At 64.7% G+C, this 25,339-nt stretch carries 22 protein-coding genes; 3 read left to right on the forward strand and 19 right to left on the reverse strand.

Going from position 1 to position 25,339, the window contains the following annotated elements:
* Positions 1-10: 10 nt before the first annotated feature.
* Both EDF23_RS06495 and EDF23_RS06500 read right to left on the reverse strand, forming a co-directional pair.
* The gene (locus EDF23_RS06495; RefSeq protein WP_131921189.1) at positions 11-721 is read right to left on the reverse strand and encodes an SDR family oxidoreductase; all 711 of its coding nucleotides are present in this window, start codon (positions 719-721) and stop codon (positions 11-13) included.
* A gap of 27 nt (positions 722-748) precedes the next feature.
* The gene (locus EDF23_RS06500; protein WP_243648834.1) at positions 749-1,150 is read right to left on the reverse strand and encodes a hypothetical protein; all 402 of its coding nucleotides are present in this window, start codon (positions 1,148-1,150) and stop codon (positions 749-751) included.
* A 201-nt stretch (positions 1,151-1,351) separates the two neighbouring features.
* On the opposite strand from EDF23_RS06500, the gene EDF23_RS06505 reads away from it, so the two are divergent.
* Positions 1,352-1,957: a TetR/AcrR family transcriptional regulator gene (locus EDF23_RS06505; RefSeq protein ID WP_123293777.1), complete on the forward strand. Its 606-nt coding sequence runs from the start codon at positions 1,352-1,354 to the stop codon at positions 1,955-1,957.
* Positions 1,958-2,030: 73 nt separating this feature from the next.
* Here EDF23_RS06505 and EDF23_RS06510 read toward each other — a convergent pair whose 3' ends face one another.
* From EDF23_RS06510 to EDF23_RS06525, 4 genes are all read right to left on the reverse strand, one after another.
* The gene (locus EDF23_RS06510) at positions 2,031-2,327 is read right to left on the reverse strand and encodes a LacI family DNA-binding transcriptional regulator (protein ID WP_347812705.1); all 297 of its coding nucleotides are present in this window, start codon (positions 2,325-2,327) and stop codon (positions 2,031-2,033) included.
* A 142-nt stretch (positions 2,328-2,469) separates the two neighbouring features.
* A complete protein-coding gene (locus tag EDF23_RS06515) occupies positions 2,470-3,855 on the reverse strand; it encodes an MFS transporter (RefSeq protein WP_123340203.1) in 1,386 nt (461 codons plus the stop codon).
* A gap of 226 nt (positions 3,856-4,081) precedes the next feature.
* The gene (locus tag EDF23_RS06520; protein ID WP_131921192.1) at positions 4,082-6,565 is read right to left on the reverse strand and encodes an alpha-L-rhamnosidase; all 2,484 of its coding nucleotides are present in this window, start codon (positions 6,563-6,565) and stop codon (positions 4,082-4,084) included.
* Positions 6,566-6,613: 48 nt separating this feature from the next.
* Positions 6,614-9,073 (reverse strand): glycoside hydrolase family 2 TIM barrel-domain containing protein, encoded by a 2,460-nt coding sequence (locus EDF23_RS06525; protein ID WP_131921194.1) that lies wholly within the window; start codon positions 9,071-9,073, stop codon positions 6,614-6,616.
* Positions 9,074-9,421: 348 nt separating this feature from the next.
* Here EDF23_RS06525 and EDF23_RS06530 point away from each other — a divergent pair, with 348 nt between their 5' ends.
* Complete coding sequence (locus tag EDF23_RS06530; RefSeq protein WP_243648835.1) at positions 9,422-10,429, forward strand: SDR family oxidoreductase; 1,008 nt, start codon at positions 9,422-9,424, stop codon at positions 10,427-10,429.
* Positions 10,430-10,463: 34 nt separating this feature from the next.
* On the opposite strand, the gene EDF23_RS06535 is transcribed toward EDF23_RS06530, so the two are convergent.
* The 13 genes from EDF23_RS06535 to tcmP all read right to left on the reverse strand — a co-directional run bounded on the left by EDF23_RS06535 (position 10,464) and on the right by tcmP (position 24,163).
* A complete protein-coding gene (locus EDF23_RS06535; protein ID WP_123340200.1) occupies positions 10,464-11,423 on the reverse strand; it encodes a LacI family DNA-binding transcriptional regulator in 960 nt (319 codons plus the stop codon).
* Positions 11,424-11,492: 69 nt separating this feature from the next.
* On the reverse strand, positions 11,493-13,295 hold the full coding sequence (locus EDF23_RS06540; RefSeq protein WP_123293855.1) for an NAD(P)/FAD-dependent oxidoreductase: 1,803 nt from the start codon (positions 13,293-13,295) through the stop codon (positions 11,493-11,495).
* An 80-nt stretch (positions 13,296-13,375) separates the two neighbouring features.
* The gene (locus tag EDF23_RS06545) at positions 13,376-13,570 is read right to left on the reverse strand and encodes a ferredoxin (RefSeq protein ID WP_123293772.1); all 195 of its coding nucleotides are present in this window, start codon (positions 13,568-13,570) and stop codon (positions 13,376-13,378) included.
* Positions 13,567-14,832, reverse strand: coding sequence for a cytochrome P450 (locus EDF23_RS06550; protein WP_123293771.1), 1,266 nt, complete (start codon positions 14,830-14,832; stop codon positions 13,567-13,569). Before EDF23_RS06550 ends, EDF23_RS06545 begins: the two co-directional genes overlap by 4 nt.
* Positions 14,833-14,854: 22 nt before the next feature.
* Entirely contained in the window at positions 14,855-16,054 is a 1,200-nt protein-coding gene (locus EDF23_RS06555) for an FAD-dependent oxidoreductase (RefSeq protein ID WP_123340197.1), read from the reverse strand.
* Positions 16,055-16,214: 160 nt separating this feature from the next.
* Positions 16,215-16,880 (reverse strand): TetR/AcrR family transcriptional regulator, encoded by a 666-nt coding sequence (locus EDF23_RS06560; protein ID WP_123293769.1) that lies wholly within the window; start codon positions 16,878-16,880, stop codon positions 16,215-16,217.
* A 138-nt stretch (positions 16,881-17,018) separates the two neighbouring features.
* Entirely contained in the window at positions 17,019-19,229 is a 2,211-nt protein-coding gene (locus EDF23_RS06565; RefSeq protein ID WP_131921195.1) for an MMPL family transporter, read from the reverse strand.
* 152 nt (positions 19,230-19,381) lie between these two features.
* Positions 19,382-20,041, reverse strand: coding sequence for a response regulator transcription factor (locus EDF23_RS06570; RefSeq protein ID WP_123293767.1), 660 nt, complete (start codon positions 20,039-20,041; stop codon positions 19,382-19,384).
* On the reverse strand, positions 20,038-21,210 hold the full coding sequence (locus EDF23_RS06575) for a histidine kinase (protein ID WP_131921197.1): 1,173 nt from the start codon (positions 21,208-21,210) through the stop codon (positions 20,038-20,040). The genes EDF23_RS06570 and EDF23_RS06575 overlap by 4 nt, the downstream gene beginning before the upstream one ends.
* A gap of 111 nt (positions 21,211-21,321) precedes the next feature.
* Positions 21,322-21,588 carry a hypothetical protein gene (locus tag EDF23_RS06580; RefSeq protein ID WP_131921198.1) on the reverse strand — a complete coding sequence of 89 codons (267 nt, stop codon included), beginning with the start codon at positions 21,586-21,588 and terminating at the stop codon, positions 21,322-21,324.
* Positions 21,585-21,791 carry a hypothetical protein gene (locus tag EDF23_RS06585; protein WP_123293764.1) on the reverse strand — a complete coding sequence of 69 codons (207 nt, stop codon included), beginning with the start codon at positions 21,789-21,791 and terminating at the stop codon, positions 21,585-21,587. Before EDF23_RS06585 ends, EDF23_RS06580 begins: the two co-directional genes overlap by 4 nt.
* Before the next feature lie 371 nt (positions 21,792-22,162).
* A complete protein-coding gene (locus EDF23_RS06590) occupies positions 22,163-22,930 on the reverse strand; it encodes a phage Gp37/Gp68 family protein (RefSeq protein WP_096897475.1) in 768 nt (255 codons plus the stop codon).
* Between the two features lie 21 nt (positions 22,931-22,951).
* The gene (gene tcmP / locus EDF23_RS06595; protein ID WP_131921200.1) at positions 22,952-24,163 is read right to left on the reverse strand and encodes a three-Cys-motif partner protein TcmP; all 1,212 of its coding nucleotides are present in this window, start codon (positions 24,161-24,163) and stop codon (positions 22,952-22,954) included.
* A gap of 343 nt (positions 24,164-24,506) precedes the next feature.
* On the opposite strand from tcmP, the gene EDF23_RS06600 reads away from it, so the two are divergent.
* The gene (locus EDF23_RS06600) at positions 24,507-25,262 is read left to right on the forward strand and encodes a hypothetical protein (RefSeq protein WP_131921202.1); all 756 of its coding nucleotides are present in this window, start codon (positions 24,507-24,509) and stop codon (positions 25,260-25,262) included.
* Positions 25,263-25,339: the final 77 nt, after the last annotated feature.

Here is a 25,339-nt window from a genome sequence, read left to right on the forward strand (position 1 = left end):
CCCTTCCGTCTCAGGCGAAGGGCGGCAGCTCTGGGTAGAGCGCTTCGATGGGGCCTGCAAGAGCCGCCTTCACCTTCGCGGTCTGCTCGTCACCGATCACCTCGACAGCTCCAGCCTGCAACGCGTCGAACACCTGCAGGACGAGATCGCCGGGTTGCAGCTTCTGCCCCTGCGCCTGCGCCGCCATGGCGGTGTCGACATAGCTCATGTGCACCCCGATGACGTGCACGCCTCGTGGTGCGAGTTCGAGGCGCAAGGCGTTCGTGGCGGCCCAGAGAGCGGCTTTCGCGGCACTGTACGCGCCGCCATATCCAAGCCAGCTGCCGATGGAGTGCACGTCGATCAGGATCGGGTGCGCTGCCTTCAGCAGCGCTGGGGTGAATGCGCGGGCGAGCAGGACCGGGGCGAAGAAGTTGATCTCCATTGTGGTCCGCAGTTCGGACTCGGCAATGTCGATCAAGCTGGCCGTCGAGGGGCTGGCACCGGCGTTGTTGACCAGGACCGTGACGTCGGTGGCGAAATCAGCCGCAGCCTGAATGGAGGTCGGGTCGGTGACATCGAGTTGCAGTGCGACGATGCGCTCATCATCCCAGGCGCGCGGGGTGCGCGCGGTGGCGTACACCTTCGCCGCACCCCGGGCCAGGGCTTCGGCGACGAAGTGGGTGCCGATGCCACCGTTCGCGCCCGTCACGAGGACGACGGCGCCGTTGAGTGAGGTCATGGAGGCTGCTTTCAATAGTGCGCAGGGTCAGCTGCGGGTGAGCGCGGGGTGGTCGGTGTAGCCGTGGGCGCCGCCGGAGTAGATCGTTCCGGGGTCACCCGCTTCGATTGCGGACGGGATGATCGGCTGACGGTGATGCGGGGTGTTTTCCAGGTGCGACGTGCATTCGACGTGCATCAGCTGGGTGAACAGGTGCCCGGCACCGCAGTGCACCCGTTCGGTCACGCGGCGCCACCCTGCGATGCGCTCCGGCGTGAAGATACCGGGGGTGTCGAGATACCCCTGCCCATCTGTAGAGGGTTGTGTTCCCTCGGTGATGAGCAGCTCGAGCGAGGCGCGCTGGCTGTAGTACTCGGCGGCTAGGGCACCCGGGGTCCCATCGGTATTTGCGCGGCTTCTCGTCATCAGGGTGCGAGCGAGCCAGTGCACCAGCTCGATGCGGCCGAGAGTGAAGAGGTGTCAGGGCGGAGGGTGCGGGCATAAGCGGACTCATCTCGAGGGGTCGACGACGACGGGGAGGGGTCTCCTCGGTGCCTGTGGGAAAGTAGGGCGGTAGGATCTCTTCCCATGCCACTTACTGACTCTGCTCAGCACTGAGCGTAGTCGTCTTCTACTCCCGGAGGGTCGCTCGTGACTGTGCCATCGACAGGAGCCGGCCGGCGCGAACGCAACAAGCAGGACAAGCTCGCTCGCATCACCGCGGCCGCGTCGGCTCTGTTTGCCGAGCGCGGCGTCGATGAGGTGACGACGCAGCAGATCGCTGATGCGGCGGACATCGGCACCGGCACGCTCTTCCTTTACGCGAAGACGAAGGGCGAACTGTTGCTGATGGTGCAGAACCACCACTACAAGGCTGCGCTCGAGCGCGGCACGCGACTCGCCGCGGAATCAGACACCGCGCTCGATGCGGTGATGGCAATCACCGCACCCATTATCGAGTGCAACCGTGCCCAGTTCGATAATGGACGGACGTACCTTCGCGAAATGGCATTTGGGGATCACACGGAAGAGAACCACGCCGCGGCGCTCGCAATCGTCGGTGACACGGAGATTGCGGTCAGCAGCCAGCTCAAGCGGTTTGCTGTCACCCCCGAGGCGGAAGCAATGAATCTTGCCCGCGTGGTGTCGGCGGTTCTGTTTCTGACGATGGCTACTTCGCCGAAGACGCAAACGGTGTCCGAGATAATGGCCGCAACTGAGCAGCAGCTTCGGGCCGCGATACGCCCGCGAAGATAGCGACCCTCCAATGTCGCCGAACTGACGTTGGTCGACCACGATCACAATCTTCTGGTGCGGGCGGTGATCAAGATTAGTTGCCCACAGTGGAATGACTGCTCGTCACGTCGGCATGGCTGGTGCCACTGTGAGGTTTCCGTGCGAGATCCGCTGCCGCCTCGTTCTTGACGTAGCCGAGGTATGACATCGCCGCCAGAACTCGATGCCGGGTGACCGGTCGCACGTGCCCAGTTTTGTTGATCACTCGCGATACGGTTTGGTGGGAGACCGATGCCAGGGCGGCGACGTCATAGATGGTCGGAGCTTTTGGCGGCTGATCCTGCTCGGACAGCCAGCGCGGTCGTCGGCTACTCATCTCCGGGCTCAACATCCATGATCGGCTTGTCCTCTCCGAGAAGCGCGAAGCTGAGTTCTCTCCGCTGTTGGGCCAGCAAGCAACGGATCCATGGACCACCGCTCGCTGTATTTCGAGAGCTGAAAGGTCAGGGCTTCGCTTGATGGTGTCCAGGCGACTATTTTGGCGCTCGGATGCTCGTGGTGGAGTCAGTGCTTCGACGACCGACCGAGATGGGGATGATGGCCAGCGCGCCAAGAATCCCGACGATTCCACCGACGATGTACACCGCGGTGTAATCGCCGGTCGCGAGTGCGATGATCCCTCCCGCGACGAGCGGCCCGACGGCCTGCGGCACCTGGTTCGCCAGTTGGATAATGCTCATGAACCGGCCGTTTTCGTTCTCCTCGCGTGGCAGAACGTCCTGCTGAATCGCTTGATCGACTGCGCCGTAGACACCGACGGCGAGCGTGCTGAGCGCGCTGCCCAGGAGGAACTGTCCCTCGCTCTGAGTGAAGGCGACCACGACCATTCCGGCGGCCAGAATGAACGCACTTGCGATCAAGAATGGCTTTCGGCTGTGGAATCGGTCCGAGAGGTACCCGCTGGCGATGGCGCCGACGATCGCCGTGACGATGCCGATGAGACCCGACGTTGCAAGGATCGGGGCGGCCTCCGCGAGCGTGATGTCGAGACGCTGCCCGAGGAGGTAGACGCCGTAAGTCGTGGAGAAGGACAGTGCGAGGAAGACCAGAGCTCGGCTGATCCATACCCAGCCGACGTTGGGGAACTTCCGTGGGTTGAAGTAGAACCCTCGCGCGATGGACTTGATGTCGACGGGCTTGCGCTCGCTCACCGATCGCTTGTCCTTCATCAGGCCCGCGAAGATCAAAACGAAGATGAGCGCGAACGCCGCCGGAGCCGCGAACATGATCACGGGGATCTTCACGAACGCACCAGCGAACAGGATTCCGACGATCGGGCCGATCTGCGTAACTGAACCGGTGAGGCCAGAGACCTTCCCTCGCTGTTCCTCGGGGATGAGGTCGCTCTGGTGCGTCAGGAGCATTGCGCCGGCAGTCGAGTATCCGACGTAGGCGATGGACCATCCGACGATGAGGAGCGGGATGGACGGTGCGAACCCGACGATGAGCGATCCGAGCAAGCCCACGATTACCCCGCCGATGATCCAGGGGCGCCGGCGGCCGAAGCGGGATCGAGTGCGATCGCTGAGGAGCCCGGCGAGCGGGGTGGTGAAGAGGACGATGATGCCCGGGATCGCGATGGCGAGTGCGATCGCGCCGTTTTTGCCGACCGGGTCGATCTGCTGTACCCGAATGGAGAGGGAGTAGCCGATCGGGGTCACCCACGCGACGTACAGCGCGAGTGTTGCCACGACCAGGCCAATGATGTAGCGCGCGCTGATCTTCTTCAGGGGGTCGGCGCCGTGGCGGACCGCGTCGCCAACTCCCTCCGCAGCGATTTCGAGTCCGCTCGGAATTCCGAGTGGGACCTCGTTTGGCTTTGCTGAGGAGTGCGGCGCGGTGCCGTCGGGTGAGGACATATCAGAACTCCGTTGTTGTGATGAGTGACGCAGGCGGTCAAGTAACGCGCGTTACCGAAGTATCGCCAGTGCAGGGTCTAAAAGCAAGAGGTGGTACTGATCTGGCGTAACGCGCGGTACCAGCGGCCGTGCACCCGCTGCTGAGGTGGCGGTCACGCTTGCCGAAGGTGAGAAGACGTCGCTTGGCATGACGTCTTCGTTCCGCTCCTAGTGACCGTGTCGGAGATCACACGTCGTGGATCGACAGGGCGGCGACGAGGTCCCGTTCCATCGCCGATGAGTTCGGGTGCTGCTGCGCGAGGGTGCGCACCGGCGCATCGCCGAGGCGGCTACCCGCGGCTTCGACCGGCACACCCGGGAAGTACGAGCGGAGGACGTCGAGAACGGCGGCCCAGACGGCGTCGTCCTTCATGGTCTCTTTGACGCTGGAGTCGAGTGTCAGCTCTGCCTTCTCGCCGAACCCTGCCGGCGCCGCGTACCGCCATGAGTGCCGACCAGGAGCGACATCGACGGCGAGCTGTTCTGGATGCAGCGGGGGGATGACGGTGGCGGTGGCTCCATCGGGTACGACAACCTCCAGTACGAGGTCACCGTCGTCGACGTACCAGTGGCTTTCCACCCGCCCGAGCACCGTGTCGTGTTTGGCGTGGGCGGATGTGAGTCCTCCACCCGGCTGCGGGGCCACCGTGAATGTCCGCCAGCCCGGCGCAGTTCGGGTGAGACCGCCGACGACACGGTGAAGCCAGTCGGCGACGGCCCCGAGGGCGTAATGGTTGAGCGACGTCATGCCAGTGGCGTTGACCGTACCGTCGGCGAGCACAGCGTCCCAGCGTTCCCAGACCGTGGTCGCACCCATGAGGACGGGGTAGAGGAAGGAGGGACTCTTCGTCTGCATCAGCAGGTCGTACGCGACGTCGACGTGTCCGGTGCTGCTGAGCGCGTCGGTGACGAGCGGGGTGCCGGCGAATCCCGTGCCGATCGTGGCGCCCGACTCACTGATGATCGCTGCGAGCCGATCTCCAGCGACGCGCTGCTGGTCGTCGTCAAGCAGTCCGAACATGATGGGAAGGGCGTATCCGGTTGCCGATTCGCTCACCACGCGGCCGACGGGGGTCACGAAGTGACGCCGGAAGGCCGTCCGCACACGTGTGTGTAATTCGTCGAAGTGCTGAGCGTCTGCATGCTCACCGAGAACTGCCGCAGTTTGCGCCATCTCCTTCGTCGTCTTGGCGAGGTACGCCTGGGCGACGAGGTACCGGTCCGTCTTTCCGCCGGCGGGGTTGTCGGACGGAGCGTCGGGGTCGAGCCAGTCACCGAACTGGAATCCGTGGCCCCAGAGCCCGTCGTCGTCGAGTACTGATTCGACTTCGTCGACGAAGGCCGTCATCGATTCGTAACTGCGTCGGAGGATCTCCGACTCCCCATACTCCTGGTACAGGGCCCACGGCAGGCTGACCGCCACGTCACTCCACAGCGCAGTAGCGGTTGACGGTGTCGGGAGGACGTCCGGGATGCTCCACGGGACGGTCCCGGTCTCCTGTTGTTCAACCGCGAGGTCCTTCAGCCAGGAGCCGAGCACCTCGCGGACGTCGTAGAGGAACGTGGCGGTGGGCGTGAATGCGTTCAGATCGCCCGTCCATCCGAGTCGTTCGTCACGCTGCGGGCAGTCCGTCGGTACGCCGACGAAGTTGTCGCGCATCGACCAGACGGTGTTCTCGTGCAGCTTCGTGATGCGGGGGTCTGATGCCTCGAACCAGCCGGTGCGAGTCATGTCCGTGTGCACCACAATGGCGCGCAGATCAGCGACTGTGGGTACCCCGGGCCATCCTGTTACCTCGACGTATCGGAAACCGTGGAAGGTGAAACGTGGCTCCCACGTCTCCGCTGTGCCGCCCCGGAGGATGTACTCGTCGGTCGCGGCCGCGCTGCGAAGGGTCTCGGTTTCAAGGGAGCCGTCTGGCTTCAGCAGTTCGGCGTGACGGAGCGTGACGGTGTCGCCGCTTTGCCCGTTCACCGTCAGTCGCACCCAGCCGGAGATGTTCTGCCCGAAGTCGACGATCCACTGCCCAGCGGACTGCTCGGTCACGGAAACCGGCTCTAGTTCCTCCATGCGCCGGATAGGGGGTGCACCGCCCTCGACGAGCGTCTTGGTGTCCCAGTCGAAGGCTCGCGCGGCGCACCAGTTCGCAGCGTCGAACGCCGCTGTCGACCATCCGATCGGTTCACTGCGCGCGTCGTAGCGTTCGCCAGCGTAGATCCCGCTCGAGTGCACCGCTCCGGTGCTCACGAGGACTTGCTCGTCGCTTCCGATGACGTCGATGTGATCGTCGTACTCGAGTTCGAGGCGCGCCCAGAAGGCAGGCCTGTCCGCGTAGTTGTGTCGCCGGTTCTCCCAGGTGAGAGCACCGACCGCCCACCCTTCACCGACGATCGCGCCGAACGCGTTCTCGCCGTTCGTGAGGAGACCGGTGATGTCGTGGCGTCTTGCGACGAGTCGGTGCCGATACGACGTCCACCCTGGGAAGAGCACTTCATCACCGACGCGGTGTCCGTTGACGTACGTCTCAGCGATGCCCAGCGCAGACACCGTGAGCGTCGCTTGGCGGAGTCCTTCGGCGACCGTGAAGTCACGCCGGAAGTACGGTGCCGGGTCGCCTTCGACGCTTGCAGTGTCGGCGCTGACGAAGACGGGTTCGGTGGACTGTGTCATGGCGTTCCTTCTAGGTTCGCAGAGGAGGAGAACGGTTCCGGCGGACGGTCAGTGCACGGTGAGTTCGACGATTGCGGAAGCACAACCGGGTGCAGTGACCGTCACGGTGATGACGCCTGCAGCGGTCGGTCGGACGATTGCGAGGGCGGTTCCGTCGAAGGTGCACCGAGTTGTCTCGGCGAAGAGCGACACCGGTGCCGGATCCCCACTGCCGAACGACTGAAGGGTCCCTGCGCCCTCAACGAGGACAGTCACCTCGCGATCCATCAGCGGTCGAACGACGCCCGCGGTGTCGGTGAGTGAGATGTCGATGTATGCGAGGTCGGTCGTGCCGTTGGTGATCTCCGTCCGGTCCGCCGAAACGGAGAGGATCGTCTCATCGGCGGCGGAGCGGAGCGACGTTCGACCGGTCTCGACACCGCCGGCGTACGCCACGGCGGTCAGTTCACCGGGCTGCCACACCGTCTCGATCGTTGCCCGGAACGCCAACTCGGCTCCGACGGCGGCGCGACCGATGATGTCGCCGTCCAGCAGCAGCTCGACCTCGTCGGCGTCGCTGTAGACCTCGACGGTTACGGGAAGGCCGTCGTAGCCGTCCCAAGCCCAGCTCGACACACTGTCGCTCCACGACCAAGGGGTTCCGAGCACCGTCTGACCGTGACGCGAGGGCCGCTGCACGGCAACGTACGGCTCGCGGCGAAGGCCGAACACGATCTCTCGGTAGTACGAAACGGGCCGACGGCGTCCGATGATGTCGAGGTCGCCGCTGGCGGCGGCGAGCCAGGGCCAAGCCTTCGCTGCGGCAGGACCGGCTGCCTCGTCGTGATAGCTCACGCCGCCGAGGCCCGCTTCGCCGAGGTAGTCCCACCCCACCCACGTGAAGTCGCCGATGACGTGGTCCAGCCGCTTGACGAGGTCCCAGTTCCGGGCGATGTGCGAGGGGAACGTCTCGCTTCCGACGATGACGCGGTGCGGGAAGAGCTCGTGGTCGAGTTCGTACCGCCCGTCGCCGTAGTTCATGCCGGCGACGTCGAGCACGGAGAACGATTCTTCGGTCCGCGCGGTCACGGGCGGCGAGGCCGAGATCTGGTTCATCATGTCGCCGACCTGGCTCATCATCGCATTCACGCCGCCGGCTTGCGGCTCTGCGGATGCCAGCGCCTCCCGCTGCTGCGCCATACCGGCGGTGACCAGGTCGAGGACTGACACGAATCCGTTGATGCCGTTCGTGACGAACCGGTTGGGGTCGAGCGAGCGGAGCTTCTCGGCGAGACGCCTGCTCCAGATGCCGCCACTGATGGAACCCGTTTCTGGGATTTCGTTGCCGATGGAGTACATGATGACGCTCGGGTGGTTGACGTCCTTGGCGACCATTGACTCGACGTCTCGCTCCCACCACTGGGTGAAGTCGGACGCGTAGTCGAAGTCGGACTTGCTCGAGGTCCAGACATCGAACGTCTCGTCCATGACCAGCATGCCCAGCCGGTCGCACGCTTCGAGTAGCGCCGAACTCATGGGATTGTGCGCACTTCGGATCGCGTTGAACCCTGCGTCTTTGAGCAGCTCGATTCGGCGCTCCTCTGCGCGGACGATCGCGGCAGCACCCAGGGGGCCGTTGTCGTGGTGGATGCATGCTCCGCGGAGCAGGACAGCTCGTCCGTTGATCCGAAGTCCGCGTACGGCGTCGAGCTGCAGAGTGCGGATGCCGAAGGTCACCTGTTCGCGGTCGACCTCGTCGTCACCGTCGGTCAGGACGACGGTCGCGCCGTACAGCGTCGGCGAGTCCACGTCCCACAGCGATGGGTTCGTCACAGGCAGTCGGAGTCGGACGGTGGAGCGCTCGCCAGGAAGGAGACTGACCGGAGCGCTGCTCGTGACGAGGGAAGCGGACGATTCGGCCTGGGTCACCTGCGTGATGTTGGTCGTGAGACGGAGAGTGCGGGTCGTTGTGCCGCCGTTCTCGACCTCCGCAGCAACCTCGACGACCGCTCTGTCCACATCGACGTCCGGGGTGGTGACCTGCACGCCGTCGACTGCGATCCGCGCGGCACTCTTCACGATGAGACGAACGTCGCGGTAGATTCCGGCTCCGGTGTACCAACGGCTGTCCTGGTGAGTGCGGCAGTCGACCTTGATCGTGTTCGTTGTCCCGGCCTCGAGCCACGGGTCGATCCGCACCACGAATCGGGAGTATCCGAACGCGTGTTGGCCGGCGAGTGCACCGTTGACGTAGACCATCGCATCTCGGTGGACACCGTCGAATTCGAGCGCCCAGAGCTGACCACCGAAGTCCGCTGGAACTGAGACCTCGGTGCGGTACTCCCATGCTCCACCCGGGAAGTAGCCAGGCGCGGCGCCGTTCCGGAGATCAGGCGTTCGCGCCGTGGTGATCTGTGCATCGTGCGGCAACGTCACGTCTTCCCAGTCGCCGCCCGCGCCGCCGAGTTCGGCAAACGCGCTGACCTTCGGACGGTAAGACCAACCCTGGTTGAGCAGCTGCACGGTCATCAAGGTCTCCACAACGTCATCGTCTGCGCAGGTATCGCGCGTTACCTAGCCAATCAGCTCGGGTATTGCGTGTCAACCGCCGAGACGGTTCCCCCGCATGCCGATCACTGGGGGCCACTGATCCAGGACGGACGCGGCCGAGCACCCTCGCCGACGACCCGCCAAGCCCAAGGCTCCGGTTCGTTGCGTCGCACCGAAGCACTCGCGGACAACGCGGTGCCGATCGGCATCCTTTTGCACCGGCTGGGAACCTCAACAGCATCCCGCTCGAACCAGATGGCGCGGTTGACGTGGACACGCGACCGCTCTAGCGTCAGTTACGCGCGTTACCAACGAAGGGATGGACACGTGTCCGAGTCGAACAAGCCACTCACTGGCCACACAATGATCGGAGCGTGGCTTGAGCACCCCGCCGGGGGTGCGGTGCTTCGCCAGTTCGGTGAACAGCTCGGCATGCAGGAATCGGCCCTTCGCCTACTCCGCCGTGTGCCACTCGAGACCTTGATCGCTGGGATGGGGGACCGAGGTGACGGAGTGCTCGATACTTTGACTCGGGAGGCGAACGGGCGAGAAGTGTCTCCGGAAGAAGAAGCCGAAAGTGCGGGCTGGGTGGAGCGCATCTCCGCCGGTCGGTTCGACGGCCGCACCGTCATCGTCACGGGCGCCGCTTCGGGTATCGGCCGTGCCGTCGCGGTGCGTATCGCCCGCGAGGGCGGAACCGTTGTCGCTGTGGACATCGCCGAATCGCGCCTCGCCGACCTGGTGGCAGCGTTCCCGTCCGTGCGGCCCGTCGCAGCGGACATCACCGCCGATGACGGCGTCGCGCGGATCGTTGAGGCTGCCGGAGCCCGTATCGATGGGCTCGCGAACGTCGCGGGCCTCCTCGACGATTTCAGTCCCCTTCACGAGACGGACGACGCGATGCTTCGTCGCGTGTTCGAAGTGAACGTGTTTGGTCTGGTACGACTGTCTCGAGCGGTCATTCCTGCGATGATCGCCGCTGGCCGCGGATCAATCGTGAACGTAGCGTCCGAGGCTGCCCTGCGCGGCTCCTCTGCGGGGTTGGCGTACACCGCGTCGAAGAGCGCCGTCCTCGGCGTCACGCGCTCGTCTGCGTTCATGTACGAGCCGAACGGGATCCGCGTGAACGCCGTCGCTCCTGGCGGTACCCTCACCGGCATGCGTCCGACAGCGACGAACACCTTCGGTCAAGAGCGATTGAACAGTCACACCGCCGACGTCCCGATCGCCGTTCCGGAGGCGCTTGCAGCATCCATCACGTTCCTGCTGAGCGACGACGGCGTCAACGTCTCGGGCGCCCTTCTGCCGTCTGACGGTGGTGAGTCCGTGTTCTGACGCATGCGGTGAGCGTCGGATCGTTCTCCTCGGGTCAGGTAGTACCACGCACGACGACCCGAAGCGGGTTCTCGGCCGGCTTCGGGTCGGTCGTTGTGAGCCCGAGTCCTTGGATGACTCGGTTGATACTTGACCGCGCCGCGCTCTCCAGATCGACGTGCACGGTCGACAGGGGCGGGATGGTCACTGCTGAGAGCGGGGTGTCGTCCATTCCGATCAGCGCGACGTCCTCGGGGATGCGGTACCCGCGTCGCGTTCCCGCGGCGAGCAGAGCAGTTGCGACGTCGTCGTTGTAGCAGGCAATCGCGACACCAGGCGCGGCAAGCGAATCAAGGGCGGCGTCTGCGGAGTCAGCGTTGATCTCGACACTCACGTTCAACGGGTCCGGGAGGCCGGCGGCGCGGCAGGCGTCTCGCACTCCTGCCTCCCGGGCCTGACCGAAGGGGTCGTCACGCGCATCGTGAAGATGAGCGAACGCAAGGCGTTGGTGACCCTTCTCGATGAGGTGCTCAGCCTGCAAGCAGCCGATACTCCTGTTGACGTCGTCATCTGCGGCGCGCGGTCCCGGGTCGACGGCGAGGACCCCGTTCCGTTCGAGTAGCTCTCGCTCGAAGCTGTCGAAGAGCGTGAATGAGATCACGGCACGTGGATGCAGACCGCGGACCATCCGATTGAGTGACTCGGCCGATGCGGTCGGGAATCGCAGCAGGAGCGTCAGGCCACGATCGGCAAGCTCGTCGGTCGCTCGCTCGAACAGGTCCTGCAGGTTGCCGTGGAATGTCGTGTTGGGGATGAGGGCGATGACGATGTCGCTGGAACCAGTCGCGAGGGCCCGTGCCGCGACCGACGGCTGGTACCCGAGGTCGAGAGCGATCCGTTCGACCCGTTCGCGCGTCGCGGGTGAGAAACGTGCACCGCGACCGTTCAGGATTTGGCTGACGGTCGCTCGCGAGACACCAGCGGTACGCGCCACGTCTTCGCTCCTGGTCACCATGCGGTCTCCTCCCGGCCGTGCCCAGCTTAATGGGGCGGTGACGCGCGATACGCGACCGACGAAGATCGTCTAACTGCTGGTGGATCCGACGAGTGCTGGATGGAGCACGGTCCTCATTTCCGTCTCACGCCAGCGTCGAAGCAACGAGTGGAACCGCACGGGACCGGGACTGTAGCTCCCGCCGCCGCGGCGGCGAGTCCCCTCGCCGTTGTAGTACCCAGGCGTGCACTCGGCGAGGAACGCCGCATTGTTCGTCTCGACGGCGCTGATTGTCTCGGCCCAAGCATCTTGCGCCTCTTGAGTCGGTTCGACGAAGCGGGCGCCCTCGCTTCTCGCTCGTCCGAGGATGGCGGCGATGTGGGTTGCCTGCTCCTGGAGGACGTGGACGAAGTTCACTGAGTTGGCGTTCTGCAGCGACCCGAGGTGGAAGAGGTTGGGGAAACGATGCGACATGAAGCCGTGGAGCGTCTTCGGCCCCTCCGCCCACGCCTGGAGGAGCTGGTCCCCGCCGCGACCGAGTACCGGTAGCGTCCCGGAGACGACTCCGGAGACGCCGGTCTCGAATCCGGTGGCGAAGATGACGCAATCGACTTCGTACTCGTTGTCGCCGACGACGACCGTGTGCTCCGTCATGGCGGTGATGCCGCCACTGTCGGCCGTGTCGATCAGAGTCACGTTCTGCCGGTTGAAGGTCTGCAGGTACGTGTCGCTGAAAGTGGGTCGCTTGCACATGTACCGGTACCAGGGCTTCAGCTTTGCGGCGGTGCCGGCGTCGTCGACGATCGCGTCGACGCGGGCGCGGATCCGGTCCATCTTCTGCGCGTCTGCAACCTCGATGACGAGGCCTCGGTCTGGTGCATCGACCCTCTCGTCACTCTGACCGGTGAGCATCGTCCGTTGTAGGGCAGCGGTGGAGGTCCACCCGTCCTGGACGAGGTCGACGTCTGTCTCCTCGCCGGACACGACCGCGAGGAAGTTCTCCATTCGTTCTTCCTGCCAGCCGGGCGGCAGCGACTGGGTCCAGCCAGGCGGCAGGTCTCGGTTGTCCCGGACATCGACGCTGGACGGGGTGCGCTGGAACACGAAGAGGTGCTCAGCGGAGCGAGCGACCTGAGGAATGACCTGGATCCCGGTGGCGCCGGTGCCGACGACCGCGACCCGCTTGTCACGCAGCCCTCCGAGGTCGCCGTCCTGCGTGCCCCCCGTGTAGCCGTAGTCCCAGCGGCTCGTGTGGAAGGTGTGACCGCGGAACGTCTCGATGCCAGGGATCGCGGGGAGCTTCGGCTGCGAGAGTGTCCCAGACGAGACGACGACGTACCGTGCACGGAAGCTGTCACCACGATCGGTTGCGACCTGCCACTCGGCGTCGTCCTCGTGCCATCGCAGTTCCGTCACGCGGGTGTGGAACAGGACGTCGTCGTACAGGTCGAACTTCCGGGCGATGGCCATCGCGTGCTTTCGGATCTCCTCACCCGGCGCGTAGCGCCTGGAGGGGATGGTGCCGACGTCCTCGAGCAGTGGCATGTAGATCGACGACTCGATGTCGCAGTGAACGCCGGGATATCGGTTCCAGTACCAGGTGCCACCGAAGTCGCCGCCCTCCTCGGACATGCGAACGGACGTGAAGCCGGCCTGCCGCAACTTCGACGCGGTGAGCAACCCACCGAACCCGCCTCCGACGACGAGCACTTGGACTGCACCGTGTTCCACGGTCCGTTCCTTGCGCGGCGTGTAGGGATCGGTCTCCCAGTATCCGAAGGACCCGCGGGTTCGTCGGTACTGCCGGAGCCCATCTGGCCGGATGCGACGGTCGCGCTCCTGCGCGTACCGCGCGCGGAGCGCAGGCATGTCGTTGGCGGTGGGGTCGGTCATGTTCCTCCAGAACGGGACGATCGGTGACGATGCGTGACCGCCTCGGTCGACGGCCGGTTGGTCGACGGTGAGTTCGCTCGTCAGTCTTCAAGCGCGATCGCGAGAGCCGGGCAGACCGCGACGGCGTCGCGGACCTCCTCGACTTCTTCTCCGGTCACGTCGTCCTTGAGGAGAAAGGCGATACCGTCCTCGTCTCGTTGGTCGAAGACGTTCATGGCAGCCATCACGCACTGACCGCTTGCGACGCACTTGTCTTGGTCGAGGATGACCTTCATCGGGTCTGCTCCTTCTCTTCCTTCTGTGGGTGAGCCGGGCACCAAGTGACCGGGAGTTCGTACACCCCGTAGACGGATCCGTCGTGCTTGAAGGGGATCGCGTCGAGGGTGGTGGCGAGTGTCAGCGTGGGGATACGTCGGAGCAGCGTGGCGTAGGCGACCTGCAGCTCCATTCGTGCCAGCGGTTGGCCGAGGCACTGGTGCACGCCGAACCCGAACGCAACGTGCGTTCTGGGGTTCCGTCCCACGTCGAGCCGGTTTGGGTCGCTGAACACGGCGTCGTCCCGGTTGCCGAGGTCGGTCGCCACGATGATCCCGTCGCCAGCGCGGATGGTGACGCCGTCGATTTCGATGTCCTCGACAGCGACTCGCTTACGCCCGTCGTGCGTGATGGTGAGGTAGCGCAAAAGCTCCTCTACCGCGGACGCCACGAGCGCGGGGTCGGGATCGTCGCGGAGTCGCGCCAACTCGTCAGGGTGTTCGATGAGCGCGAGCGTGCCGAGGGCGATCATGTTCGCCGTTGTCTCGTGACCGGCGATGAGGAGCAGGATGCCCATCTGCACAGCGTCGGACATCTCCAGCTCGCCGTCGGTGACGCGGCGGCCGAGGTCCGAGAGCAGGTCCTCGCCTGGTTCGGCGATCTTTCGGTGCAGGAGCTGCGCGAGGTAGGCGCCGAGCGATTCGAAGGCGCGACGCTGTTCCTCACGAGCGACACCGCGCTTGATGATGGTTCGACTGTGCTCCTGGAAGTCGTCGTGATCGCCATAGGGCACGCCGAGCAGCTCGCAGATCACCAGCGACGGGAGCGGAAGCGCAAATTCTTCGACGAGGTCGACTGGTCCGGTGCGGGAGAGCATCGAGTCGATCAGGTCGTCTGCGATCCGTTGCACTGCCGGTCGCATGACCTCGATGCGCTTCACCGCGAACGGCGCCGTCACCATCCGGCGCAATCGCGCGTGGTCGGGATCGTCCATGAGGATGAAGCTCAGACCGGAACCGCCGCCGTCGACAGGAGCCGGGGATGGGTAGCCGGGTCGGCTGATGTCCGCGCTGATGCGGGCATCAGCAAGGATCGTCCGCGCTTCAGCATGTCGAGTCACGTACCACGGCGTGGAACCGTCCCAGAGGCGAACCCTTCGAATCGGTCCCTGCTGCTGTTCATGGGTTGCCGCTGGAGATGGGTCGAACGGACATGCGCTCGCTCGCCGCATGGGGAACGCTGGCGGTTCAGCCTGCTGCGTCGATGCAATGACATCAGTCATCGGGTTTCCTTCCTCTCGGTGTTCAGATGACAGCGGCTTGACCGGCGAAGAGGTCAGTGAGCAGCGCGCTCGCGAGGCGTGCCTGCTTCGGCATCCCCCACCCCAGGACACCGACGGGTTGACCGGCCCGTGTGGCGAGCGCGACAAAGCGACCTTCCTCGATCGATCCCTCGATGACTGCGCTGTCATCTGCGTCGCCGGGGAAGCCGTACGCCTGGATCTTGATCCCGTACTGATCAGACCAGAAGTACGGAACCGGCACGTAGGGTGCTGCCGCGTTCGCGTCGAGGATGTTTCGGGTCACTGCCGCCGCTTGTTCCGTTGCGTTGGTGCGGTTCTCGAGCCGAAGGTCCCGGCCGAGGCCTTCGTGACGCCAGCGTGCGACATCACCAACTGCCCAGATCCCGGGTGCAGCGCGACAAAGACCATCACACAGGACACCGTCAGACACATCGAGACCGCTGTCGCTGAGCCACTCCGTGTTCGGTGTCGACCCGATCGCCACGATCACTCGACCAGCCTGAAGCTGTGTGCCGTCATCGAGTACGGCGCCGACCACGCTGCCGCGATCCGGCAGGAGTGATCTGACGCGGGACTCACCGCGCAGGACGACGCCCGCGTCTTCATGGCGGCTGCTGAGCAGGGCAGAACCGACGGAGCCGAGCTGGGCGAGCATCGGAGTCGGCTCCGGGCCGACAAGTGTGGTTGCGGACCCAGAAGCGACTGTCGCCGCGGCGATCTCGCTGCCGAGGACCCCGTTCCCGACGACGAGTGTGGGCACCGTCGATCGGAGCGACTCGCGGAGTTCGCGCGCGTCATCGAGCGAGCGAAGGACATGGACTCCGAGGAGGTCGTGCTGGAGAGGAAGCTGACGAGCACGGACACCGGTCGCAATGACGATGTTGTCGGCTGCGATGGCCTCGTTGCCCGCCGATACTGTTCGGCGCGCAACGTCAAGTCCGGTGGCGGAGTGCCCGAGACGGAAGACCGCGCCGAGGCCATCCAGCGACCGTTGCGGCCGGAGCATCACCTGCTCGAGGTCCCAGTGGCCGCTCAGGTACTGCTTCGACAGCGGCGGACGGTCGTACGGGGTGTGCTGTTCGTTGTCGAGCAACGTCAGCGGGCCGCTGTGCCCTCGTCGTCGCAGCCCTTCCGCAACAGCGATCCCCGCGGCGGACGCACCGACGATGAGCACGCTGCTGTCGATTGCAGATGTCGTCATGTATGCCTCCGCACGGAAGCCGAATCTGCGAGTCAGAGACGCTCCGTCAGGGGTAGTCAACTCCGACGAGCAAGATTTTCAAACACGTGATTTAGATTCTCACCGCTTTCTCACCCGCCCGTGCCCCACGGTCCCCTCAACGGAGGACCCACGGCCCAGGTCACGGCAGACGGTCAGCCGTGGGCAGATCGACGAACCACAGCGCGGAGATCGCGTTGGTGAGTGCTGCTGCGACATCCGACCAGTCGGACCAGATCCTGGGCCCTCCGCGCTCGAGGGACCGTTCGTGCTCCGCGATCATCTGCGTCAACAAGATCCGGCCCATGGCATTGCGTTCCGCCCGCACCTGCCGAGGGAGGTCGGGTAGGCAGCTCCTGATGCCTTCAGCGATGCGAAGGAGGCTCGGAGTCTCGCGCGCCTCGTCCATCGCGATGTCTGCCCACGCCGGGTCGGTGGCGACCTGTGCGCTGAACCGGCCGTACCAGGTGGGTGAGCCGAGTGCTGCGAGATGTGTCGTTGTTGCTCGCACGAAGCATCCGATCCAGTCACGAACGTCGGTGGACCCGTCGATGCGCGCAAGTTCCAGGAGACGCAGCTCGTTGATGCGCCGCTGGTGTCGTCCGAGGATGGCGCGGATGAGTTCGTGCTTGCTGCCGAAGTGGTAGCTGACGACTGCGGTGTTTCCTTGGCCCGCAGCCTCTCCGATCTGCCTGTTCGAGATGTGTGCGATGCCGTACTCCGCGTAGAGACGCTCGGCGGCGGTCAGGATCAGTTCTCGCGTTGCTGTGACGCGCTTGCTTCGAGCGCCTTCTTCACCGGTGGTCATCGCGATTCCTCTCCGCGATGAGATCGTAGCGACTGCGCTCGTTGGGCTGTGCGCGAATGGGACCTGCCGGTCAGTCGCAGGCAGACGACAGCGGGGGTACCGACGAAAGATTCGTCGATACCCCCGCTGTCGGGAATGTCAGGAGGCCTTGATCGCCTCTCGCTGCGGCTCAGTGTTGGCAGCCGTTTCGTCCTCGGTCAGGCTGTGACCCTCGGTGTCGAGATTCGGCACGATTCGCTCCAGCCACTTCGGCATCCACCATGCGGCGCGTCCGGCCAACGCCAGGAGCGCCGGCATCAGGACCATGCGGACGATGAACGCATCCGCTAGCACGCCGATCAGGAGTCCGAACGCGGTCTCCGACGCGAACGTCATCTCGCTCGACGCGAAGCCGCCGAACACGAAGGCCATGATCAGGGCTGCGGCGACGATCACCGGGCCGGACTTGCTGAAGCCCGCGAGGATGGCTTCCTTGGGCCGGAGCCCGGAGACGTACTCTTCGCGGATCCTGGAGACGAGGAAGACCTGGTAGTCCATGGCGAGTCCGAAGAGGACGCCGACGAGGATGATGGGGAGAATGCTGCCGAGGGGGTCGCCCTGGGGTGCGGCGATGATGAAGTCCAGCCACTTCCACTGGAACACCGCAGTGAGTGCACCGAGTGCGGCACCCAACGACAGCAGGTAGCCGAGGGTCGCGAACAGCGGTACGAGGAGCGACCGGAACATCACGACCAGCAGCAGGAACGACAAGACGACGATCACGACGACGTACTGGATCAGTGCCTTGTTCATCTGTGCGGTCGTGTCGAGACCGATTGCAGTTTCGCCGGTCACTTCGAGGTGCACACCACCGACAGAATCGGCTTGGTCGCGGATGTCGTGGACAAGGTCCTTCGTGCCGTCGTCGATCGGGCTGCCGTTCGGGATGACGGTGAACAGGGCCGTGTCACCGGAGGTGTCGATCTGGGCAGGGGTGACCATCCGAACGTGAGCGAGGTCATCGAGCGCGTTCTGCACGTCAGGAGCCTTGTCCTGAACGTCGTTGCCTTCGGCGAGGACGAGGAGCGGTGACTGCGTGCCACCGAACTTGTCCACGATGAGGTTGTACGCGTGGCGCTGTGTGGAGTCCGGGTTCGAGCCGCCCGGGATGTTTGCGGCGGTCTTCATGCTGAACAGCGGGATCGCAACGATGGCGAGAACTGCAACGCCTCCGATGAGCATGAGCAGGGGGTGCCGGGTGTTCGCCGTTCCCCAGCTGCGCAGGAACGAACGCTTCTTCGGGGCGACGTCGATCGTTCCGCCGGCGCGGAGCGTTTCGCGGTCCTTCTTCGGCAGGGCGCGAAGGCCGAGGCTCCGCAGGATGACGGGCAAGAGGGTGAGGGCTGCGAGCACGGCGATCGCGATTGCGAAGGCTCCTGCGAAGCCCATGTCCTCGATGGTGCTGATCCGAGTGACGACCAAGCCGACGAGCGCGATGATCACGGTGAGGCCAGCGAAGACGACGGCTGTGCCGGCCGTGCCCGTGGCGTGAGCGACGGCGTCCTCGACCTTGCGGCCGGCACGAAGCTCAGCGCGGAAACGTGTGAGGATGAAGAGCGAGTAATCGATGCCGACCGCGAGGCCGAGCATGCCTGGCAAACTGATCACGGTGGTGTCGAGAGGGTGGATTGCCGACCATGCGAGCACGCCGAGGATGCCTGCTCCGACGCCGCTGAGGGCGACAAGCATGTTGGCGCCGGCGGTGATGAGCGATCCGAAGGTCAGGAAGAGGATCAGAAACGCAACCAGGAGGCCGACGATCTCCCCGGCTCCGCCGATCGGGTAGCTGTCCTCGGCGATCTGCCCGCCAACTTCGATGCGAAGATCTGCGTCGTGCGAGTGAACGAAGGAGAGGACCTTGTCGTAGGTCTTCTCAGCGTTGCTGTCCGTGATGCCGCTGAACGTCAGCGTGGACACGGCGGTGGTCTGGTCCTTTGACACGTAGGGCTGCTGCTCGTCGAACGGGGAGGTCACGGACTCCACGTGCGGGAGGTCCCCCGCGGCGTCCACGATGCGAGTGACTCGGGACACGGAATCGGCGTCCGTGATGTTGGCGCCGTTGCGGCCTTCCATCACCAGCTGCAGGGTCTTTGCCTCCGAGCCGGAGGATTTCATGCCCGGGAACTTGTCTTGGAGTGTGTCCAGCGCCTTGGACGCGGGGGTGTCAGGGGCAGTGGTCTTCCCGCCGCCCAGGTCAGCTGATGTGGCGGTGATTCCGGTGAAGACGGCGATGATCAGCAGCCAAGCTGCGATCACGATCAAGCGGTGTCTGGCGCTGAATCGCCCGACATCCGCGAGGAACTTCGGCATGAGTGCTCCTGAAGAATGAGGTGCCGCCCTGGAGGAACTCGGGCCGGCAGTTGATGTCTCAATCCTCGGGTGACGCAGTCGTCGGGGCGTCGTCCGTGCGAAGCGCCGTTCCTACTTCATCTGCAGTAGATGACGCTCCGATGTCCGGAGGGTCAGACGAGTCCAGCGCGGTAGGCGAAGGCGACGAGCTGAGCGCGGTCGCGCGCTGCGACCTTCGCCATCGCGCGGGTGGCGTGAGTCTTGACGGTGAAGGGTGAGACGAACATCGCTGCGGCGATCTGCTCATTGTCACCGCCCGCGGCGACGGCGATGACGACGTCGAGTTCGCGGGGCGTCAGCGCTGCGAAGCGCTGTGCGAGTTCGGCGTCGACTGGTCGTCGGGGACCAGTTTGGACGTGTCCCACGACCGCGCTCGACGCAGCTGGGGAAAGCACTGCATCACCCTGCACCGTTTGCCGGAGTCGCTCGAGGAGCGCGGCTGGGCCGACGCCTTTGCCGAGGAACCCGTTGGCACCGGCCTGGAGTGCGTCGAGAACCACGGCGTCGTCCTCGAAGGTGGTGAGGACGATGATCGGGAGTTGCTGCGCTGATCGTGTCGCTCGTACCCGTCGGGTTGTCTCGACTCCGTCGATCCCAGGCATCCGTACGTCCATCACGATCAGGTCTACGGCCTCGTGGTCGAGAATCCGTAGGGCCTCGAATCCATCGGATGCTTCGGCCACGACAGCGAAGTCCGGGCTGGAATCGATGATGGCTCGGAGACCGAGAAGGATCATCTCCTGGTCGTCGACGAGTAGTACGCGACAGGTCATGCTTGCTCCTCGGGGATGGTCACGAACACTGCGAACACGTCATCGTCGACGTCAATCCGAACGGTGCCACCAACAGATTTGACGCGCTCCTGCATGCCCATGATGCCGAACCCCGTTCCGTGAACATTCGATGCGTCCGGTCGGGTTGGGTTCGTCACCTCCACGTGCAGCGCACCGGCGGCAGCGTGGAGCGTGAGTGCTGCCTCGCCGGCGCCGTATCGATGAGCGTTCGTGAGCGCCTCTTGCACGACTCGGTAGACGGTCACGCCCACCGCGTCCGAGGTTTTCGGCAAGGGAGTTGGGATCTGCGCGTCGACGTCGAGACCGATCTCGGAGAACGATCGAACAAGCGCGGCCATGTCCTGGAGGTTCGGCAGCGGGCTCGATGCCGCGGCTGCGTGCTCGTCTGCGCGGAGAACCCGCAGGGTGTGCTGGGTTTCTGCGAGGATGCGTTGCGTGGCGGTCTGTGCGGCCTCGACGGATGCGGCAGTCCGTGAGTCAGTCGCCAGCCCGGATACGGCAATCGCCCCGAGATGCATGTTCACGACCGCGGTCTGGTGTCCGATGATGTCGTGGAGATCACGAGCGATACGGATGCGCTCCTCAGCGACTCGGCGAGTTGCCTCAATGTCTCGGGTGACGATCGCGTCCTCGGCACGTGCTCGCAACGCCTCCCAGGACCTGTACTGCTGGAACAACGCCGATCCGATGGCGCCTGCCGCGACGACGCTCAGAACTCCCGCAGCTCCGTCCCACTGGACAACCCGACCGTGGTCGAGGTAGCCGCTTGCGGCGACGATCCCGGCAACCACTCCCGCCGACAGCAACGTCGTTCGGAACGCCGGGGTGCCGGTAGCCGTGATGGCGAACAACGTGAATGCCACCACCGTGAACTCAGCGAGGGCGTCACGGTGCCCCAGTGTTGCCAGTGCGGTCCCCAGAAGGACTGCCCCGATGCCGACGTGAGGTCGCCGACGTGCCACTACGGCACCGACCGCGCAGACCACGGCTCCCGTGTATCCGAGGAACGACCCGCCGAGAATGATCGCGGTGGCGATCTCGACCAGCATCGCCGTGACGCTGATGTACGGCATGGAGCGAGGTACCGCGCGCTGCGCACGCAGCCATCGGGGCGACTCGATCTCAGGTCGCTGAGGTTCGTCGTTCACGGTTTGATTGTGCCTGGAGAAGATCGGCGCGCGGCCTGCAGACGTCACATGCCTCGGATGTTCGGACGATGTCGTCCTCTGAGCCCTGTTCACCGCCGCGCGCCGGACCGTTCACCGATCGCCAACGGCAGCCTCGCGTTCGTCGGAGACCGGGGTGGCTGAGATGGTGTCGCGCGCCGTGGTCTCTCGCTCTGACGCTCGGCGCTCCGCGGGTTCCGCGGGTTCCGCGGGTTCCGCGGGTTCTACGGATTTCGGGTACTCGAGCAGCACGGCAGTCATGTCGATCGGCACGGTGTCCTGCAAGAAGAGATCGTCCGGGCGGACGGTCTGTCGCAGCAGTACGGATTCCGCATCGGAGCGGCCGAAGCTCATCGTCATCGCGAGATCACCGTCACAGCGAGCTTCTCGACACCCATGGCGACGAGCACAACCATGAATCCGGCGAACCGGACCACCTCGGAAACGGTCATGAGTGTCCCCCAGGCGACCAGCTTGGGAACTCGGGCAGTGCGCGCCACGGCACCCTCAGCGGGACGGATGCGTTGCACAGTTGACGGTGTGGCGGACTGGATCGCGGTCATGATGACTCCTTTGTGCAGGGTCTAGCCCCGATGAGTTCATCCTCAGCGCCGGACGGCGGCTGGTCGTCGTCCGGCAAGACTCGATCGCCTACTGCAGATGGAGTAGACGGCTCCCGCGACCCCGTCTACCCCCTGATCTCGACCCCACCGACTTCGACAGAGTCACCGGCGGAGAGTTCACGGTCTGAGTGCAGGTCCGACGAGTGGCGTGGCACGAAGGCCGAACGCCCTCGGCGAGGTGTTCGGCTTATTCGCGGATGCCAGCGGTGGCGCGGATCGCGGATCCCAGTGCTGACGGACGTTCCACGGGTATCGGGATTCTGTTCCACGAGGTCGGTCCGCGGCTCGATGCAGCAGGACCTCAGCGGTAGCTAAGCCCGCGCCTCGCCGCGTCCGCCGCGTCTGTGGGCTAGAGGGTACCCATCCCACAACCGACCATCGAGCTCACGACCGTTCTGTTTGGGCGTGCGACCGCCCCACTGCTTGAAGAAGAACGGCACGTTGGCGGCCAGGCACTGGTCTCGAATGTCACGGACCCACTCCGCCTGCATCTCGCGGTGGCGCGGCCCTGACTCACCGCCAGCGATGACCCAGTCAATGCAGTTGAGGGGGAGGTCCGGGAGCGCCGCGATCAGCGGCTCGCAGGAGAGGAAGCGGACGGCAGCTGGAACTTCGGCGAGGTCTGCTACGCGGTCAAGAACCTTCGGTTCCTCGACGGACGTGCCGACCCACACGTTCTCTGGCCAGGGCAGGTCGCCCGCCATCCGCCGTAGTCTCGTCGGGCGCTTCGTCAGGATCTGGTAGGTGTGCTGCGGTGTGGCCAACATCACGTCAAACACGTCCTGGATGAAGGGCTTCGGCACTTTCGCATGGAAGAGGTCACTCATCGAATTGACAAACACTGTTGTAGGACGCTTCCACTTCGCGGGCTGGGCGAGCACCTCGGGATGAGTCGTCACCCCGAAGCCGGGGCCCGAGGTGATGGGGTTGCCGTCCTTCTGGTACTTCTCGGCTCCCATCGCCTTCAAGCGCTTGGCCAGTGCTAGTGCGTAGCAGTTGTCGCAGCCGGCCGTGACACGGTCACAGCCAGTGACCGGGTTCCAGGTCGCCTCAGTCCACTCGATCGTGCTCTTCTTCACTACATCACCTCGGTGAGAACTCTAGGCTCGCCAGATCGTCTGCTTCTCGAGGCTGCCCTTCGGACAGCCGTTCGTGACGCCCTCCGTTGCGAGCTCCTTCCAGGCTGCCCGTATGTGTGTCTCGCGGGCGATGCCTACGGCTGTCCCCAAGACCTTGTCGAGGTTCTTACTCACGTGGAGGCGACCCAACTTGCTCAGGTGAAGGGTCACTGAGTCCTTCACGTCATCGATCGCCTGGCGCTTCGTGGCCTCCTCGTCGTCGGCGAAACGTCGTCTCGCTTCTGCGAGACGGCTCTCGCCTAGAAGAGGATTTGTCTCATCGAGGGCCTCAGCTTCAGCGAAGTCCATTTCAGCCAAGAACTTTCGCCAGTCCTGTGCAGCCAGGCTCACGTGGTCGTTGTAGCTGTAAAGCGCGTTGATGCGAGGGAAGAAGAGAGCGAGCATGAACAGTGGCTTGTCCGTCGGTTTGCGCCTGATCTCCACGTCGTAGGAGTTATAGCCCAGCGCGTCGCGCACGCGCGCCGCGTACTGCCCCCATACCGCGAGCGCAGCAGGATGCGCACGCTCCTCACGGGGCAAGGCGAGCAGTTCCTCCTTGAGGAAATCCGCACGCCACCAATCGCCGCCTAGCCAGCTGTCGAGGTTGGCCAACGTCGCCGCTCGGCCTTGAGCGCCGTCATCCTCATACAGGCGAGCCCCCATCCTACGAACCGCCTGCAGCGAGAAGTTCAGGAGTAATTCTGTCGGCACTGTGTCCCCGCGCGAAGCGAGCGCCGCCACCGTCTGGTCATGGTCCAAGGACCGGCCGAACGGGTCGAGGAACACCAGCGTAGGGATGTTCGCGGATCGCCGGATCGCGTCCTCGTAGTGATCGCTGATGTCTCCCTGTAGCGCTAGAGCCGAGCGGTCTCCGCATGAGTCCACGAGGGTCTTCAGCTGCGCGAAAGCGTCGGGCCGCTTCTCCACGAAGGTGCACTCCAGCTTGATGCCGCGCGACCGAAGGTCCTGCGCGATGGTGAGTGCGATCCTCGGGGAGCCAACTTCCGTGACCCCAGTAACCGGGTGTCGGTACTCACCTTCCCCAGCGAACCCATCGATGAACGCGACTCGGCGACCGGGCGCGGTAGTCGCAGTCGCTCCGGCGAACTTCGCGAGGTAGCGACGAAGGATGCCGTGTTTGAGGACCGCGGCGGCCTTCTTCGGGTCCTGAAAGAAACCTTCATTGCTGGGCATGTACACCTCGAGACATGACAGAAGCTTGCCTCCTGCCGAGAGCGAGCAGGCGCGACACGCGGCGGACGATCCACGACAAGTGACCTGCTTCTCTCACCGGGTTGAGGGGAAGGCGCACTGACAAGCTCACGAGCGCCGCCCAGATGCGGGCCTCCTTTGCACTGAAGGCCAGGAGCACGGAAGGGCGACGGCAGGCAACGAGGCAGCGAAGCGAACGCCAGCCACACAGCAGACTTCGCGGCTCGCCTTCCAGGAGGGAGTGAGGATTGCTATGCTTTTGAAGGTGAGCGACGAGGGACCATCAAGCAGCCGTTGGCCTCTTCGCAGAGAGAGTGCGCGGCACATGCCACATCTGGTGCGGCTCGCGCTAGCCGCAGCTGGACTCGCGGCCCTCTCCATGGGCACTTGGGCTGTGCTTCGACCTCATTCGGGGGATCTGGGCAGTACCGCGCTGATTGTGGTCGGAGGCGTGCTGGTTCTACTCGCAGTACTTGGTCGCTTCCCGGACCGCCTGTCGGTGGGAGACGTTGAGATGGAATTCCGGCGCGACTCGCTGGAAGAGATACTCGCGGTCGTTCGTGCGGAAGCGCCTGAGATCTTCGATCAGGTCGTTGACATCGCGCGAGGCGGTACTCGGACACCGGACGCCGTGGACGAAGCGGCGCGCGCCGCCCAAGAGGAGCAGCGGCAAGAAGCAGCATTCGAAACGACTGTGATGCTCCGCGATTCTGTACCCGCAGCGGAGGCAGCCGAGAACGTCGACCTCGGCTCTCTCAGCGGACTCCGTCGCGACGTCGACGTTGCCGTGCCATCCCGCGGCCGGCCGCCACGCGTTGACGCTACCTTCCACCTTGACGGGAAGGTTGTCGCGATCGAGATCAAGAGCAGCTGGAGCCGCTCCACCAGCAGACTCGTCAAGCAGCGCCTCGCGAGGGTACTGACGAGTCCGGAGTATGCCGCTGCCGTTCTCATCGTTCCGAGGGAACTGCTGACGCGCGCACTCGCGGATATCGACGATCCGCGTATCGTCGTTGCAACTCCCGACGACGTCGCTCGGCTACCTCAACTCGTACGCACGGCGATTGCCGAGAGCGATTGACGAGTAGGCCTCGCTGGTCACTCGAACGACCGATTTTTTAGAACGGTAGACCGGCGCTGGACGACCGCGCGGACCGT

The organism is Curtobacterium sp. PhB128, from assembly GCF_004340725.1.
Taxonomy (GTDB): Bacteria; Actinomycetota; Actinomycetes; order Actinomycetales; family Microbacteriaceae; genus Curtobacterium.